Here is a 15,231-nt window from a genome sequence, read left to right as displayed (position 1 = left end):
CCGAAGATCGCCATTATCGGTTTTGAGACTTGGGCAGTGGTCCGTTTTGGTGGCTGAAGACCAGTTCGCTCTGGACATCTTGCTGAAACTGCAGCACCCGCTGACCGACATCGCTCTCCGGCATCCCGGCCGCCAGAAGCTGATCGGCAAGCCTGCGGCATTCGGCCTTCCAGAATTCTATCGCATCTGCGCCATGCCGCCGGCCGAGTTCACGCGCGCAGCGCTCAATATTGGCAGTTCCGGTTCCAGCGGGAAAGGCAATAATCTTGCCTTCATTGGCGCCGACAGGCCGGCGGGTCATTTCAGTAGCCATCGAACACAGGTTCCTTTGATCCTGTTCGTTGTCTACGGGACTATGGTTAATGCTTTCTATTTGCTGTCGTAAGAAGATCAATCAGGTGGAATTTTGGTGGGCCGCAATGTCACCAGACGATCGGATGGGTTTTGCCGGTGAGCACGTTGACGAACCCCTCCGGCGCCAGCTCCGACGGCGCAACCAGGACCCAGCGCCAGGGCGAACAGGTCAGCGTCGCAAATGACAGGCGTTCGGGAAAGCCCGGCCACCAGCGGGGCGAGAAGGTGGGCTCGTACATCCAGTCGATCCCGGCACCGGCCGCATAAAGGGCCTGCATCTCCGCATCGAGCGCTTCGGCCGAACGCGCCGTCATCAGGCCGCCGACCTCGTAGCGGACGCGGGCGAGAATCTTGCCGCCGGAGACCAGCACCCAGCCTCCCTGCTGCTCGCTCAAGGCATTGACTGATATCGCCATCGCCTCGTCGGATGAGCCGACCGTCCAGATATTGTGCTTGTCGTGCCCGAGCGTCGAGGCGAGCGCCGTCTCCGGCGTGCGCGGTCCGGTGCCGAGCCAGAACATCCTGGAGACCTTGGCCTCGCCGGAGAACCGGTCGACAATCGAGAACTTGGTGACATTGCGCGCGGAATCCCGCTGCACGGCGCCATCCTCCACCGGCAACTCCATGGTGATGAAATCATCGTGCCAGTGAAACGGCCGCAAAAGTGCTGCGTTGACCGTGGTCCGGTTCGGCGGCGCCTCGATGCGGAAATCGTCAGCTGTGACCGTCCTGTCTATTTTCACGGTGCGCGTCGCCCATTGCGGCCAGTCGATTTCAGGGCGGACGCCAATGAATGTCGCGCCCTCGGACACAGGACGCCCGTCTGCCCATACCTTTTCGATCGACAGGCTGGCGACGTCGCTGAGAAGAACGATATCGGCGAAACGACCCGGCGCGATCGATCCGACCCAAGGCGTCAGCCGCATATGGCGCGCCGGATTGAGGGTGACGCACTGGATGGCGATCTCCGGCGCAAGGCCGTTTTCAATGGCGAGCCGGACATTGTGGTCGGTCGCACCGATTTTCAGCGTGTCCGAGGCACTACGGTCGTCGGTCACCAGAGCGATCTGCGACCAGTCCGTCAGCCCCTTGTCGATCAAGCCGCGGATGACCTCCGGCAGGGAATGCGGCCTGAGCTCGATGAAAAGGCCGTGGAGGAGTTTCTGCCAGATTTCATCGAGAAACCAGCCTTCGTGATCGGAGGCGAGACCCGCTGCGGCAAAGGCATTGATCGAGGCCATGTCGCGCAGTCCGGCACCATGGCCTTCGACCACGCCGCGCTGCTCGAAGGTCGCGCCGATCATGCCCCACAGCCGATCGTAGGAAGGATTGCCGGGATCGGATATGGACGGCCAGTCCATGACCTCGTCGAGCCCGGCGACCATCAGGCTTTCGGAAAGGAAGGCCTTCTGTTCCTCATAGCCGAACCAGCCGCCACCCCATTCATAGGCGGTCGGCGGGACGGCAGAGCCAGGCAGAGGAAAGATTTTCATCGGCGATCCGCGCCGGCGCGCTTCCAGCCAGAATTCCAGATTGCGGGCGCCGTTGACGTTGGAAAATTCGTGGCTTGCCTCGCATGTCCAGGTCACCCCATGCGGCATCACCAAAGCCGCCTCCCATTCTGGCGTCAGATGGGAGCTTTCGATATGTTTGTGTGCCTCGCCGAAGCCCGGCACGGCCGCAAGAGCCGGCTCGGAGAATCGCTCGCGCACCTCGCCTGCGTAACTGCCGGCGGGGCCGACATAGGCGATGCGGCGGCCCTTGATGACGATCTCCTGATCGTCGAGCCATGTCCTCGAATGGACATCGAGTAACCTGCCGACTCGCAACAACCTGTCGGCGGGCCGGCGTCCGAGCGCCGTCAGCACCAGATCCTGGCGCGTCAGAACCTCGTCGGACGCGTTGATCAGCAGATCATCGGGAAGAAGAGCAATACGCGAAGTGGCCATGAATGAAATGCCCGTGAGAAGCTGGAACCGCCGGACCGTAAAGACCACACGCCGATGTGTAAAGCGATGCTCCGGTCTTCGAAAATTCCTCGGACAAGAGCGTATTTGCTCAATTATTGAGCTTGCGACCCGATCGATCAAAAAATAGTATCCCTCAAATCCAGGGGGTATCATCCCGATTGCCAACGCCGTTTTTCACAGAAGGACATTGCTCATGAAGGCCAGACGTTTTGCCCGAATCCTGTCTCTTGCGTTGCTTGCCGCCGTCGGCGGCACCGCTGCGGCACAGGCGCAATCGAAGACGCTGACCATCTCCTGGTGGGGCTATAACGGCGAGAAGATGAATGCGAACATCATCACGCCCTTCAAGAAGATCTGTGGCTGCGAGATCGTGTTCGAGACCGGCAATAATGCCGACCGGCTCAACAAGCTAAAATTGCGCGATGGCAAGGGCGTCGACGTCATCTATCTCACCGACAGCTTCTCGCAGCTCGGCATCGAACAGGGACTGTTCCAGGAGGTCGATGCGTCGAAGATCCCCAACCTCGCGGATAGCTACGAGCTGGGCAAGGCGCCTCAGGGCAAATATGGCCCCGCCTATACGATCGGTCGCGTCGGCATCGTCTATGATTCCGCCAAGGTCAACCCGCCGATCACCGCCTGGGGTGACCTGTGGCGCGACGATCTGAAAAGCTCCGTCTCCTTGCCCGGAATCACTACTACGGCCGGCCCGCTGGTCGTTCTGGAAGCCGGCAAGCATGGTGGCGCAGATGCCTATGAAGACACCGACAAGGCCTTCTCGGAAATCGAGGCACTCAAGCCCAATGTCGTCAAGAACTACAATACCGGCTCGGAGCTGGTGAACCTGATATCAACAGGCGAAGTGCGCGTTGCGCTGGCCCAGGACTTTACCTTGGCATCGATGCAGGCGGCGGTTCCAACGATGACATGGGCCAAGCTTACGGACGGCGATATCGCCACGCTGAACACCGTGAACATCCCGAAGGGTTCGGAAAATGTCGAACTCGCGCATCAGTTCATCAACTTCATTCTGTCCAAGGACGTCCAACAGGCTGAAGCCGAACAAGGCGTCGATGCGCCGATCTCGACGAAGGTTAGCCTGACGCCGGACCAGGCGAAGATCTGGACCTATGGCCCGGATATGGTGGCAGGCCTCACCCGCATCGACTATGCCAAGATGAATGCCGCCAAGGCCGATTGGATCGACCGCTGGAACGAAGTCTTCGGTCAGTAAGCCGCGCGATATCCCGGCCTGATCTGAGGCCGGTTGATTGCCAGACATGGAAGCGCCGCAGATTCGAATCCGAGATGCGGCGCTCCTGATATCAGGACATGCCACGAGTTTTGAGATGAAGCATTTTGCCAGATGGGGATTGACGATGCCGGCGACGATTGCCGTCGTTGTGCTTCTCATCGTTCCCGTCGCCATTACCATCGCGGCGACGTTTGCAGAGCCGAAGGGCATATTTGCGCCCTATGTGACATTCTTCAGCAGCGGCTTTCGCCGGGCGGTTCTTTATCGGACGCTGGAGGTCGCCCTGGTCACGACGGCGATTTCGCTGACCGTCGGTTTCATCACCGCCTATGTGATCGCGCAGATGCCCGGTCGCGCAAAGAGCATCATGATCATCGCAGCGGTCTTTCCGCTGCTGACAGGTGTCGTCGTCCGATCCTTCGCATGGCTGATCATTCTCGGAAAGAATGGCATTCTGAACGCCATGCTGATCTCGACCGGCATCCTCAGTGAACCGCTTTCGATGCTCTATACCGAAGGTTCGGTGATCGTTGCCATGGTCTATCTCTTCGTCCCCCTGATGATCCTGACACTCGTGGGAGTGCTCGAAGGCATCCCGCGCGATCTGATCGATGCCGCCGCCTCGCTCGGCGCGAAACCGCTGATGACATTCTTTCAGGTGATCCTGCCGCTCGCGACACCCGGCCTCATCGTCGGCGCGGTCCTCGTCTTCACCGGCAGCTTCACCTCCTATGCGACACCGCAACTGCTCGGCGGAGAAAAACAGATGATGATGGGGACCTTCCTCTACCAGCGCGCCATGGTGACTTTCGATTGGGTCGGTGCATCGACGATCGCCGCCATCATGGTGGTGCTGACGCTCGGCGTCGTCCTGATCATGAGCCGCATCGCACGCCGGCTCAATCCGATGGCGGTGTGATGGAGAGGCGCATTCACCCGATCCTCGCCGCCTTCGCGGCCTGCGTTTTCTTCTTCCTGCTCGCACCGCTGGTCATCATCATCGGTGCAGCCGTCAGCGACACGACCTATCTGACCTTCCCGCCGCAGGGTCTGACATTGCGGTGGTTCGTCAATATCTTCCAGATCGAGGCCTTCCGCACGACCGCGATCACCAGCCTGCAGGTCGCCTTTCTCGGCACGGCGCTGTCCCTGCTGATCGGCGTCCCGGCGGCCTATGCGATCAACCGCTATCGGGTGGAATTGCCGCGCTGGCTTTCCACCATTTTTGTGCTGCCGATCCTGGTGCCGGAAATCGTCTTCGGATTCTCGCTGATGAAATCTGTGACCATCGGCCTCGGGCTGCCGATTTTCATCAGCCTGCTGGTCGGCCATGCGCTGCTGATCCTGCCCTATTCGGTGCGTGTCGTCGGCGCCAGCCTGGCGGCCTTCGATTTTTCCGTCGAGGAGGCGGCGATCAGCCTGGGTTGCCCGCCGCTGAAAACCTTCCTGACCGTGGTCCTGCCGAACATCCGCGCCGGGGTCATTGCCGCCTTTATCCTCGCCTTCATCACCTCGATCAACGACGTGTCGGTTTCGGTCTTCCTGACCGGGCCGGGCATCTCGACGCTGCCGATCCAGATCCTCGCGCATATGGAACAGTTCTTCGATCCGACAATCGCGTCGGTATCGGTACTGCTGATGTTCGTGACAGTCGGCGTCATGGCCGTCGTCGAGGCCACGCTCGGCCTCACCTTCCTGACAAAGTAGAACGCTCTTGACCGTATCCCTCACCATCGATTCCATCTCCGCCCATTACGGCAGCACGCAGGTGCTCAAGGACCTGTCGATCTCAATCATGGCCGGAGAACTGGTCTCCTTGCTCGGCTCCAGCGGCTGCGGCAAGACGACGACATTGCGCCTCGTGGCCGGTTTTCTGCAGCCGAGCAGCGGTAGCATCAAGCTCGGTGAGCGCGACCTGACCGGCCTTCCCGCACATGCGCGCGACATCGGTCTGGTCTTTCAGAACTACGCGCTTTTTCCTCACCTGAGCGTGCAGGACAATGTCGCCTTCGGCCTGAGGCAGCGTCGTATTCCCCTGCCGGAACGGACGAAAAAAACGATGGCCATGCTGGAGCGTGTCGGTCTTGCCGCCCTCGCCGACCGCCTGCCGTCGGCTCTGTCAGGCGGCCAGAAACAGCGTGTGGCTCTCGCCCGGGCCCTGGTCATCGAGCCGCCGCTTCTGATGTTCGACGAGCCGCTTTCCAACCTGGATGCAAAGCTCAGGATCGACATGCGCGTCGAGATCAGGCAGCTCCAGCGCGCCAACGGCACGACCTCGCTTTACGTCACCCACGACCAGGAAGAGGCATTCTCGATCTCCGACAGGGTGGCGATCATGAATGCGGGGCGCATCATGCAACTCGACGCGCCTGAGGTGCTGTATCGCCAGCCGGCCAACGCCTTTGTCGCCCGATTTGTGGGCTTCGAGAACCTGATCCGTATGAAGGTGGCTGAGCGCAACGGCGCGCTTGTGGTGGCGGAGACGACCGGTGGAGCCCGCCTGCAGCTGTCGCAGGAAACATTCGGGCCGATCAAGGACGACTTCGTGCTGGCTTGCCGCGCAGACGGACTTGCCGTCAGCCGTGACGGTGATGGCATCGCGGCCGTGCTCGGCACGCGCACCTATCTCGGCCGGGCCTATCAGTACAAATGCATGACATCAGCGGGAGAGATCACCGCCAATGGGGCGCTGTCCGATCCGCTGGAAACGGGGGCGTCCGCCGTGCTGACGCCTGTAGCAGAGCAATGCTGCATTCTCGATCCGGAAGATTGAAACGCTGAGGAGAGACGATGACTAGTGCCACGGACCAAGATATCGATGCCGTTCTTGCCCATGTGGACCAAAGCCTCGATGGCAGCCTGGCGCGGCTTTTCGAGCTGATCCGCATTCCGAGCGTCTCGACCGACCCGGCCTATCGCGATCACTGCCGCACTGCTGCCGAATGGCTGAGCCGGGATCTGGCTGCCATCGGCTTCGAAGCATCGGTGCGCAAAACGACCGGCCATCCGATGGTCGTCGCCCATGAAAAGGCGGCATCCGGACCGCATCTGCTGTTTTACGGCCATTACGATGTCCAACCGGTCGATCCGCTGGCGCTGTGGACGAGCGATCCGTTCGAGCCGCGCATGGAAGCCTTGCCGAACGGCGACACCGCGATCGTGGCGCGCGGCGCGTCCGACGACAAGGGACAGCTGATGACCTTCGTCGAAGCCTGCCGCGCCTGGAAGAGCGTCACCGGAAAACTGCCGGTGCAGGTGAGCGTGCTGTTCGAAGGCGAGGAAGAGGCCGGCAGCCCGAGCCTCGCGCCCTTTCTGGATGCCACGGCAGACGAGTTGAAGGCCGATGCGGTTTTCGTCTGCGACACGGATATGTGGGATCGCGAAACGCCCGCCGTCACGACGATGCTGCGCGGTATCTTCAGCACGGAAATCGAAGTCACCTGCGCCGATCAAGACCTGCATTCCGGCATGTTCGGCAATGCCGCGCGCAATCCGCTGCAGGTGCTGTCAGACGTCGTTTCAAGCCTGCGGCGCGCCGATGGCGGCGTCGCGGTCGAGGGTTTTTATGATGGCGTGAAAGAGCTTCCCGACGCCATCAAGGCGCGGTGGAAAAGGTTGCCCTTCGATGAGGAGGCCTTTCTCGGCGACATCGGCCTGAGAGATCCGGCCGGCGAGGCAGGCCGTTCCGTCCTCGAACAGATCTGGGCGCGGCCGAGCTGCGAGATCAATGGCATGAATGGCGGCTATACAGGCGAAGGCTTCAAGACGGTCATTCCGGCGAAGGCAAGCGCCAAGATTTCGTTTCGCCTAGTGGAAGGACAGGATCCCGAGGCGATCCGCGATGCCTTCCAGCGGCACGTGCGCGAGCGAATCCCAGGGGATTGTTCGGTCAGCTTCAAGGATTACGGGCTTTCGCCGGCAACCGTGATGCCGATCGACAGTCCGTTTCTCACCAGGACGCTTCAGGCGCTTTCGACAGAATGGCAATGCGAAGCCGCCCTTGCCGGCACGGGCGGCTCGATCCCCATCATCGGCGAATTCAAACGCCGGCTCGGATGCGATGCTCTCCTGGTCGGCTTCGCCCGCTTCGACAACCGCGTTCACAGCCCGAACGAAAAATACGATCTCTCCAGCTTCCATAAAGGCATACGATCCTGGGTTCGCATCCTGGCGGCCCTCGCCGACTGACGCGGGTGTACCGCGCCGCTTTTCGAGAGCCGCAAAGGACGCTGTAACACTTTGAATTGCTGCATTATGCCGTAGGCTATGGTGCAGCAAGCGCCCCATATTACCATCGATACCGAGGCAGCAGAGACCACCGATGACGATAACCGCTCCCCGCGATTTCCTGAAAGGCCTTTTCGACGCGGCGGTTCGCGCCGCCGATCCGCTGACCGGCATCAAGGCGCATCTGCCTGAAAGGCCGAAGGGAAGGACCGTGGTGATCGGCGCCGGCAAGGGCGCGGCGCAGATGGCGCGGGCGCTCGAAAGCGTCTGGGACGGACCGCTCGAAGGTGTGGTGGTCACCCGTTACGGCTATGGCTGCGAGACACGCGGCATCGAGATCCTCGAGGCCGCCCATCCGGTGCCCGATGCTGCCGGGCTTGCCGCCGCAAAGCGGCTGACGGAGACGGTGAACGGGCTGACGGAAGACGATCTGGTGATCGCGCTGATCTGCGGCGGCGGCTCGGCGCTGCTGCCCGCCCCGCCGGACGGGCTGACCCTTGAAGACGAGATTGCGCTCAACGAAATGCTGCTTGCCTCGGGCGCGCCGATTTCGGCGATGAATGTCGTGCGCAAGCATCTCTCCACCATCAAGGGCGGCAGACTTGCGGCAGCGACCAAAGCAAGGGTCATCAGCCTGATCGTCTCCGACATTCCCGGCGACAACCCGGCCCATGTCGCCTCCGGGCCGACAGTGCCTGATGGTTCGACACGGCAGGATGCGCTCGAGATCATCAGACAATACGGATTGCAGCTGCCGCAGGCCGCACTCGACCATCTGAACTCGCCGAAAGCCGATGCACCGCGGCCGGACGATCCGGTGTTTTTGCGGCACGCGCATCACATCATCGCCTCCGCCGGCGTTTCGCTGGAGGCGGCTGCTGCCCTGGCGAAGTCGCAGGGGATCGAGCCGGCGATCCTTTCCGATGCGATCGAGGGAGAATCGCGCGACGTGGCGCTGGTGCATGCGGCGATCGCCCGCGAGGTGTTGGGCCGAAACAGGCCGTTTTCCAAGCCGGTCGTCATCCTTTCCGGCGGCGAGACGACGGTGACGCTGAGAGCCAGGGGGGGCAAGGGCGGACGCAACGGCGAATTCGCGCTCGCCATGGCGCTTGCGATCGACGGACAGGAGGGCATTCATGTCCTCGCCGCCGATACGGACGGGATCGACGGCTCGCAGGATAATGCCGGTGCCTTTGCCGATGGCGGCACGGTGAGGCGCCTGCGCGCCGCCGGGCTCGATCCGCGCCGGCTGCTCGACGGCAATGACAGCTATTCGGGCTTTGCCGCCACCGGCGATCTCTTCGAAACCGGCCCGACCGGAACCAATGTCAACGATTTCAGGGCGATCCTGATCCGTTAGAGCAATTTCAGGAAAAGTGCGAAGCGGTTTTCCGTCCGGAATTGCGTAAAACAAGAGCAGCCGACCGCTACGCGCGGCGCTGGCGGATCAGGTCTCGATCCGCCCCTGCCCGACCAGCCACCCCACGGATTCCTGCACCGCCTGCAGGGACGTGTATCTCGGAGTGTAACCGAGCAGGCGTCCGGCTTTTGCGATCGAACAATTCGGGCTGCGAGCAATATGTTCCCAGGTCGCCTTCGCATCCTCAGCCGTCTGACTTTCGGCCCAAGCGTCGAATGGGGCGAAGCTGAGCTTCGGCTCGTGCCCGAACCAGCGAGACATGGATTCGGCATACCCGCGAAGGGTCAATGCCTGCTCCGAAACCGCGTGGAAACTTTCGCCGGTCGACGCATTCCAGTTGGCGATCGCATCCATGAACATCGCCGCCACGTCATCGGCATGGACGTGATGAATGGTCTCCAGGCCGAAATGGGGCAGCGCCAGGGTCTCTCCGCGGGCAAGGGTTGAAAAGACCTGCAGGTTGAAATTGCCGGCCGGATTGAGCGGCGTCCAGCCGGGACCGACAATGTGTCCGGGATGGATGATGGTTGCCGGAAATCCGCGAAGCCTTGCCTGCTGCAGCAGATAGGTTTCGATTGCCGCCTTCTGCGTCCCATAGTCGCCGAAGGGAAATTTCGGCGTCTCCTCCAGCGTCGGTACGACCGTCGAATGGCCATGCGTCCAGATCGTGCCGGTATGCAGAAAGTGACCGACATGCCCCGACAGCGCCGTCACCAGATGCTCGGCACTTTCCAGCGAGAAGCAGATCATGTCGATGACGATGTCGGCTTTCACTGCACGCACGGCCGGGCCGAAATCACCCGTCTGCTCCATGGCTGCCCGATCCATCTGACGCTGATCGACGGCAGCCCAGGCGTGGTTTGCCGTATAGGGCTTTGCCGTGCCGCGGCTGACCGTGACGACGTCGTGACCGGCTTCCACCAGACGGGGAACGAGATAGGTTCCGACATGGCCCGTTGCTCCGATTACCAAAACCCGCATCATCGTTCCTCCCTTGGCATTTCCGTGTTGAATATGCTGCGCTTAGGTGATCCTGCAAGCAGACTTTTCGTGATCAAGGGGCTGGACCAGGCCCGCTATCGATTCTTGAAAACAAGACAGGTGCCGCCGTGTTTGCGGACCTGGTTGCAGAGGTCGTTGGCTTCCATGCGCGTCTGCCGGCCGATGCGGGCAGCATAACGCGGCCGAAAACCAAAGCTGCGATCGCGCTGGCGCAAGATCAGCGGCTGCTCCGCATTCAGCGGCGCGGGCAGATCCTGCACGGCATCGAGAAACATGCGCCGGGCCACCGCGACATTCGCATTCGCCGCAAGCTGGACGCCCCAGGGCGCCCATTCACCCTCCTGACGCCAGGGCGTGTCCTTCAACGTCCGTCTCTCCGCAAGCGCCACGCAACCATCGAGGAAGGACTTGTCCTTGTCGAGCGGGGCGGCCGCATCTTCCGGTGGGTTATCCTTCCATTCGTCGACTGTATGCGCGGTGATCGCCATGACGTAGCCGCGCGTCTCGTAAGGTAATCTGCCTGACGCAAGGTAAGTAGCAAGGCCGTTTTCACCGGCATTATAGGCGGCGGCGGCAAGGCCGAGATTGCCGAAACGATTGCGCAATTCGTCGAGATACTGCGCCGATTTCCGCAGCGCTTCCAACACCTGGTAGCTGTCTTGGAGACCGCGCAGTTTCGCCGTTCCGGGCATGAACTGCGCGATCCCCTGGGCTCCCTTGAAGCTGACTGCATCGGGGCGAAAGGTGCTTTCCCGCCAGATGAGACGGGCGAAATAATCCGCTGGCAATTGATTGGCGTGGGCGAAATGCTCGATCGCAATGCAAAGGTCTCGATTGAAACTATCCTTGCGGATGCAAAGCGTCTCACCCGATGCCGAAGGCCCCGAATACAAACAGGCCGGAGGCCCGGCGCTTCCTTCCGGCTGGGCCTTTATCGTGTCCGCTTGGGAAAACAGAAGACCGAGCGAAAGCATGGCCTTCACCGATCTCCTCCCCATGTCGGACTGACGTTTCCGGCCTATCATCGGATCTCAGCAGGTTCGAACTTCCATCTCGACGCTCGATTCTAGATACCATCGATCAAGGCGCGACGCCTCCCCCATTTCCATATCTGCACCCGAATTGGCGCAAGGAACGGTCACAGGTTTCTAATTTCGCCATGGATTTTGGAACAAACATATTCGACCTGCCATGGTCGTAGCGTCATCCTGTTTGCCAGGAAATCCCGAGCAAACGAGGATACGCAGATGATTGATCTCCACTACTGGCCGACGCCGAACGGCAAGAAAGTTTCGATCTTCCTGGAGGAAACGGGTACGCCCTATCGGCTGGTGCCGGTCAATATCGGCCGGGGCGACCAGTTCAAGCCTGATTATCTCAGACTTAACCCCAATCACCGCATGCCTGCCATCGTCGATCACGAGCCTGCCGATGGCGGCGGTCCGTTGAGCGTCTTCGAATCCGGCGCGATCCTCTTCTACCTCGCCGAGAAGACCGGCAAATTCTGGCCACAGGATCTGCGCAGCAAATACGAGGTCACGCAATGGGTGATCTGGCAGATGGCGAACCAGGGGCCGAAACTCGGCGAGGCCGGTCATTTCCGTCGCCTTGGCGATCGCGAAGGCGATCAGTCCTATGCGGTGCGGCGCTTCACCGACGAAGCCAACCGACTTTACGGCGTTCTCAACATGCGGCTTCGCGACCGGCGCTATCTGGCCGGTGACAAATTCACCATCGGCGACATCGTCAGCTATCCCTGGACCGTCAACTGGCAAGCACAGGGTCAGGACATCGACGAGTTCAAGCATTTCAAGCGATGGTTCGAGGAGGTTGGCGCAAGGCCCGGCGTCCAGCGCGGTCTTGCGGTCGGCGCCGATCTCGGCACCGACAACAGCAAGCTCTCCGAAGAGGAACAGGCGCGCATCCGCAAGATCCTCTACAACCAACGCGCCCTTCCCGTTCCGGATTGAGCACCGGCCCGGCCAAGGAAACTCGCTTCTTCGAGCTTCGCCTTGTTCAGGCTTTTAACGGACCTGCCTTGGCGGTCGCAAAAGCTCTTGCACCTGCATCGCGACCAAGGATAACCATATAGTGACAACCGAGCCGGCAGTCAGCCCGAGGCCGGTTCCGGTTTCGCGGCGTTGCAAATCACCTGCCCGAGGGGCCAGGCGGCTTGGGTGGCAGGCGTTGCGACTTGGGGTGTGACAAGCAATGGCAAGACCTGTAATCGGCATCATCGGGAACGCCCGCATCATCGAAAGCCGCTTCTCGACCCAGCTTGTCGGAGAAAACAATTTGCGGGCCGTGGCCGATGTCGCCGAAGCGTTGCCGCTGATGTTTGCCGGCAATCCTAAACTGGCCGATATCGCGGATCTACTGGCTGTCGTCGACGGCATTCTGCTGACGGGTGCCAGAGCCAATGTCCATCCCAGCCGATTCAACATGGTGCCGGATCCCAAGCATGAGCCTTATGATGAGGATCGTGACGGGCTGGCGCTGCCTTTGATCGAAGCCTGTGTTGCGCAAGGCGTTCCTATTTTCGGCATATGTCGCGGTTTTCAGGAAATGAATGTCGCCGCCGGGGGCTCGCTACATCCCGAAATCCGGGAATTGCCCGGACGCATGAATCACCGAATGCCGCGCCTTGAGACCGGCGAGATCCATCCCGACCCCGCCATCGTTTTCGGCGATCGTCACGACGTTCGACTTATAGAGGACGGGATGTTTGCACGCATCCTCGGTCGGGAGACGATCCGGGTGAACTCCCTGCATGGGCAGGGCATCCTCGACCTAGGCGAAAGAGTCGTTGCCGAAGGCATCGCCGAGGACGGGACGATCGAGGCGATACGGTTCAAGGACGCGCCGGGATTTGCGCTCGGTGTGCAATGGCATGCCGAATACGATCCGCAAACCAACCCTGTTAATCGTGCGCTGTTTCAGGCATTCGGCGATGCGGTGAGAGCCCATAAAGCCATCGCTTAGTCTGATCAGTAAAAAGCCGCCGCGAAGTGCTTTCGCGGCGGCTTAGGGGGCTTGAAAGCAGTAGTCAGGCCGTCGGCTGCCTGGTCTTCCTGAGATAGGGCAGAACCGTATCGAACGAGCCGAAACGCGTGATCGCGTCTTCGTTGGAAACCGCGGCGGTGATGATGACGTCCTCGCCCTGGTTCCAGTTCGCCGGTGTGGCTACCTGGTGCTTGGCCGTCAGCTGGATGGAATCGATGGCGCGCAGGATCTCGTTGAAATTGCGGCCCGTCGTCATCGGATAGGTCAGGATCAGCTTGATCTTCTTATCGGGACCGATGATGAAGACCGAACGCACGGTGGCGTTGTCGGCAGGCGTGCGGCCTTCCGAGCTCTCGCCGGCGCCGGCCGGTAGCATGTCGTAGAGCTTGGCGACCTTGAGGTCCTTGTCACCGATCAAGGGATATTCAACGTCGAAACCGGTGGCGGTCTTGATGTCGTTCTTCCACTTGGCATGGCTTTCCACCGGATCGACGGAGATGCCGATGACCTTGGCGCCACGCTTGGAAAATTCCCCGGCCAGGCCGGCCATGGCGCCGAGCTCGGTCGTGCAAACCGGCGTGAAATTCTTCGGATGCGAGAACAGGACGGCCCAGCCGTTGCCGATCCACTCATGGAAGCTGATCGGTCCCTGGGTGGTGTCGGCGGTAAAATCGGGGGCAATATCGTTGATGCGTAAGCTCATGGTCGGCCCTCCAAAGCCTTGTGTTCAATGTTGTTTATCTCAAATCGAGGCCATGGGATCCGTGCGCCGGAAGCGGTAGCGAGATTGCGGTCAACAGGATCGCACCGGCCGAAGGTAAAAACTTCCCATTCCAGGATTTTAAGTAAGTTATATACCACGATCACCGAAGGCATGCTCTTTCGATTTCCGGCCTGCTCCGGCATTATTTTTCCGGCAAGTGCGTGCGATGAAGAGACCGACGGTTTTCCATCGGTCCCCGTTCAAAACCGCAGGAGAACCGCCGCCGCTTGCTCAGGCGGCCTGGACGGATTTGATCCTGTCGATGCCACCGACAACAGGCGCGAAATCGTCCCACACGCCCTGGGCGCCCTTCTGCCATTCCTCGAAGGCTTCCGGCTTCAAGAGCTTTCCGCCGTTGGCAAGTGCGGTCTCGACGGATTTGGATTCGTCATCGACGATCAGCTGGTTGAAATAGGTGGCCCCTTCGCTGGAAGCCTGCTGGAACACCGCCTTCTGCTCGTCATTGAGGCCGGCCCAGAAGGTCGAGGCATAATAGATGACGCCGGATGCCCAGATGTGGCCGGTCTCGGTCATATCGGGCACGACCTCATAGAGCTTGAAGCCGGCATAGGCCGACTTGGTCAGGTCCATCGCGTCGGCGACGCCGGTTGCGAGCGCATTATAAGTCTCGGTGATCGGAATGCCGATCGGCGTCGTGCCGAATGCGCTCCAGAGCTTGGTGTGCAGCGGGCTCTGGATGACACGGATGCGCTTGCCCTTGAGCTGCTCCGGCCGCGCCACCGGTTCCTTGGTCAGGAGATGGCGGGCGCCGTAATTGATGAAATCGCCGACGACGAAATTCTGCGCCTGCAGTTTCTGCTTGAGATCGGCGCCGACATCGCCGGCGACGGTCCTGCGGACATGGTCGGCATCGCGGAAGAGGAAGGGCAGATCGAGGATCTGCAGTTCCGGCGCCCAGCCGGAGAGCGACGAGACCGTCGAGAGGCTGGCCTGGATGGAGCCGAGGCGCACGCCTTCGGCCACTTCCTTCTCGCCGCCGAGCGCGCCGTTCCTGACGATATTGAACTTGAACTGGCCGGGAAGTTTCGCTTCGACCAGTTCGCCGATCTTCACCCAGATCTTCGTTTCCGGCTTGTCGTCACCGAGCAGCGAGGCGATCGTGATCGTCGTCGTGCGGGCGGCGGCCGTGCGGACGAAGGCGGGCGCTGCAAGCGCCGTTCCAGCGAGAGCTGCGGTCTTCAGGAAATTACGTCGGTTGAAATTGTCCATGGGGTTG

At 60.9% G+C, this 15,231-nt stretch carries 14 protein-coding genes; 8 read left to right on the top strand and 6 right to left on the bottom strand.

Annotation, left to right across the window (positions count from 1 at the left end; translation table 11 throughout):
* Window positions 1-13: 13 nt before the first annotated feature.
* Entirely contained in the window at window positions 14-313 is a 300-nt protein-coding gene (locus tag OLZ32_RS12970; protein WP_264421238.1) for a DUF6074 family protein, read from the bottom strand.
* Window positions 314-422: 109 nt separating this feature from the next.
* The gene (locus OLZ32_RS12965; protein WP_264421235.1) at window positions 423-2,444 is read right to left on the bottom strand and encodes an adenine deaminase; all 2,022 of its coding nucleotides are present in this window, start codon (window positions 2,442-2,444) and stop codon (window positions 423-425) included.
* A gap of 73 nt (window positions 2,445-2,517) precedes the next feature.
* Between OLZ32_RS12965 and OLZ32_RS12960 the strand changes: the two genes are divergently transcribed.
* The 6 genes from OLZ32_RS12960 to OLZ32_RS12935 all read left to right on the top strand — a co-directional run bounded on the left by OLZ32_RS12960 (window position 2,518) and on the right by OLZ32_RS12935 (window position 9,166).
* The gene (locus OLZ32_RS12960) at window positions 2,518-3,558 is read left to right on the top strand and encodes an ABC transporter substrate-binding protein (RefSeq protein WP_130672458.1); all 1,041 of its coding nucleotides are present in this window, start codon (window positions 2,518-2,520) and stop codon (window positions 3,556-3,558) included.
* Window positions 3,559-3,673: 115 nt separating this feature from the next.
* A complete protein-coding gene (locus OLZ32_RS12955; RefSeq protein WP_130763463.1) occupies window positions 3,674-4,498 on the top strand; it encodes an ABC transporter permease in 825 nt (274 codons plus the stop codon).
* Entirely contained in the window at window positions 4,495-5,286 is a 792-nt protein-coding gene (locus OLZ32_RS12950; RefSeq protein ID WP_018481231.1) for an ABC transporter permease, read from the top strand. Before OLZ32_RS12955 ends, OLZ32_RS12950 begins: the two co-directional genes overlap by 4 nt.
* Window positions 5,287-5,293: 7 nt before the next feature.
* A complete protein-coding gene (locus tag OLZ32_RS12945; RefSeq protein WP_130686334.1) occupies window positions 5,294-6,352 on the top strand; it encodes an ABC transporter ATP-binding protein in 1,059 nt (352 codons plus the stop codon).
* 17 nt (window positions 6,353-6,369) lie between these two features.
* Window positions 6,370-7,767 carry a dipeptidase gene (locus tag OLZ32_RS12940; protein ID WP_264421227.1) on the top strand — a complete coding sequence of 466 codons (1,398 nt, stop codon included), beginning with the start codon at window positions 6,370-6,372 and terminating at the stop codon, window positions 7,765-7,767.
* Window positions 7,768-7,900: 133 nt separating this feature from the next.
* A complete protein-coding gene (locus tag OLZ32_RS12935) occupies window positions 7,901-9,166 on the top strand; it encodes a glycerate kinase type-2 family protein (RefSeq protein WP_264421225.1) in 1,266 nt (421 codons plus the stop codon).
* Window positions 9,167-9,253: 87 nt separating this feature from the next.
* Here OLZ32_RS12935 and OLZ32_RS12930 read toward each other — a convergent pair whose 3' ends face one another.
* Window positions 9,254-10,210: an NAD-dependent epimerase/dehydratase family protein gene (locus OLZ32_RS12930; RefSeq protein ID WP_264421223.1), complete on the bottom strand. Its 957-nt coding sequence runs from the start codon at window positions 10,208-10,210 to the stop codon at window positions 9,254-9,256.
* A gap of 92 nt (window positions 10,211-10,302) precedes the next feature.
* Window positions 10,303-11,253 carry a lytic transglycosylase domain-containing protein gene (locus OLZ32_RS12925; protein ID WP_319641105.1) on the bottom strand — a complete coding sequence of 317 codons (951 nt, stop codon included), beginning with the start codon at window positions 11,251-11,253 and terminating at the stop codon, window positions 10,303-10,305.
* 222 nt (window positions 11,254-11,475) lie between these two features.
* On the opposite strand from OLZ32_RS12925, the gene OLZ32_RS12920 reads away from it, so the two are divergent.
* Window positions 11,476-12,198 (top strand): glutathione binding-like protein, encoded by a 723-nt coding sequence (locus OLZ32_RS12920; protein WP_264421221.1) that lies wholly within the window; start codon window positions 11,476-11,478, stop codon window positions 12,196-12,198.
* A gap of 241 nt (window positions 12,199-12,439) precedes the next feature.
* Complete coding sequence (locus OLZ32_RS12915) at window positions 12,440-13,210, top strand: gamma-glutamyl-gamma-aminobutyrate hydrolase family protein (protein WP_130655259.1); 771 nt, start codon at window positions 12,440-12,442, stop codon at window positions 13,208-13,210.
* Between the two features lie 64 nt (window positions 13,211-13,274).
* On the opposite strand, the gene OLZ32_RS12910 is transcribed toward OLZ32_RS12915, so the two are convergent.
* A complete protein-coding gene (locus OLZ32_RS12910; protein ID WP_017991164.1) occupies window positions 13,275-13,934 on the bottom strand; it encodes a peroxiredoxin in 660 nt (219 codons plus the stop codon).
* A gap of 291 nt (window positions 13,935-14,225) precedes the next feature.
* Window positions 14,226-15,224 carry a TRAP transporter substrate-binding protein gene (locus tag OLZ32_RS12905; protein ID WP_264421217.1) on the bottom strand — a complete coding sequence of 333 codons (999 nt, stop codon included), beginning with the start codon at window positions 15,222-15,224 and terminating at the stop codon, window positions 14,226-14,228.
* Between the last annotated feature and the right edge of the window lie 7 nt (window positions 15,225-15,231).

It is taken from the genome of Rhizobium acaciae (genome assembly GCF_025941625.1).
GTDB classification, from domain to species: Bacteria; Pseudomonadota; Alphaproteobacteria; order Rhizobiales; family Rhizobiaceae; genus Rhizobium; species Rhizobium acaciae.
The sequence above is the reverse complement of the archived record's forward strand: the minus strand, read 5'-3'. Positions and strand labels throughout refer to the sequence as shown.

Coding starts and splice junctions, on each gene's coding strand:
- OLZ32_RS12970 (WP_264421238.1), bottom strand. CDS start 313: ATGGCTACTGAAATGACCCGCCGGCCTGTCGGCGCCAATGAAGGCAAG.
- OLZ32_RS12960 (WP_130672458.1), top strand. CDS start 2,518: ATGAAGGCCAGACGTTTTGCCCGAATCCTGTCTCTTGCGTTGCTTGCC.
- OLZ32_RS12955 (WP_130763463.1), top strand. CDS start 3,674: ATGAAGCATTTTGCCAGATGGGGATTGACGATGCCGGCGACGATTGCC.
- OLZ32_RS12940 (WP_264421227.1), top strand. CDS start 6,370: ATGACTAGTGCCACGGACCAAGATATCGATGCCGTTCTTGCCCATGTG.
- OLZ32_RS12935 (WP_264421225.1), top strand. CDS start 7,901: ATGACGATAACCGCTCCCCGCGATTTCCTGAAAGGCCTTTTCGACGCG.
- OLZ32_RS12930 (WP_264421223.1), bottom strand. CDS start 10,210: ATGATGCGGGTTTTGGTAATCGGAGCAACGGGCCATGTCGGAACCTAT.
- OLZ32_RS12925 (WP_319641105.1), bottom strand. CDS start 11,253: ATGATAGGCCGGAAACGTCAGTCCGACATGGGGAGGAGATCGGTGAAG.
- OLZ32_RS12920 (WP_264421221.1), top strand. CDS start 11,476: ATGATTGATCTCCACTACTGGCCGACGCCGAACGGCAAGAAAGTTTCG.
- OLZ32_RS12915 (WP_130655259.1), top strand. CDS start 12,440: ATGGCAAGACCTGTAATCGGCATCATCGGGAACGCCCGCATCATCGAA.
- OLZ32_RS12910 (WP_017991164.1), bottom strand. CDS start 13,934: ATGAGCTTACGCATCAACGATATTGCCCCCGATTTTACCGCCGACACC.
- OLZ32_RS12905 (WP_264421217.1), bottom strand. CDS start 15,224: ATGGACAATTTCAACCGACGTAATTTCCTGAAGACCGCAGCTCTCGCT.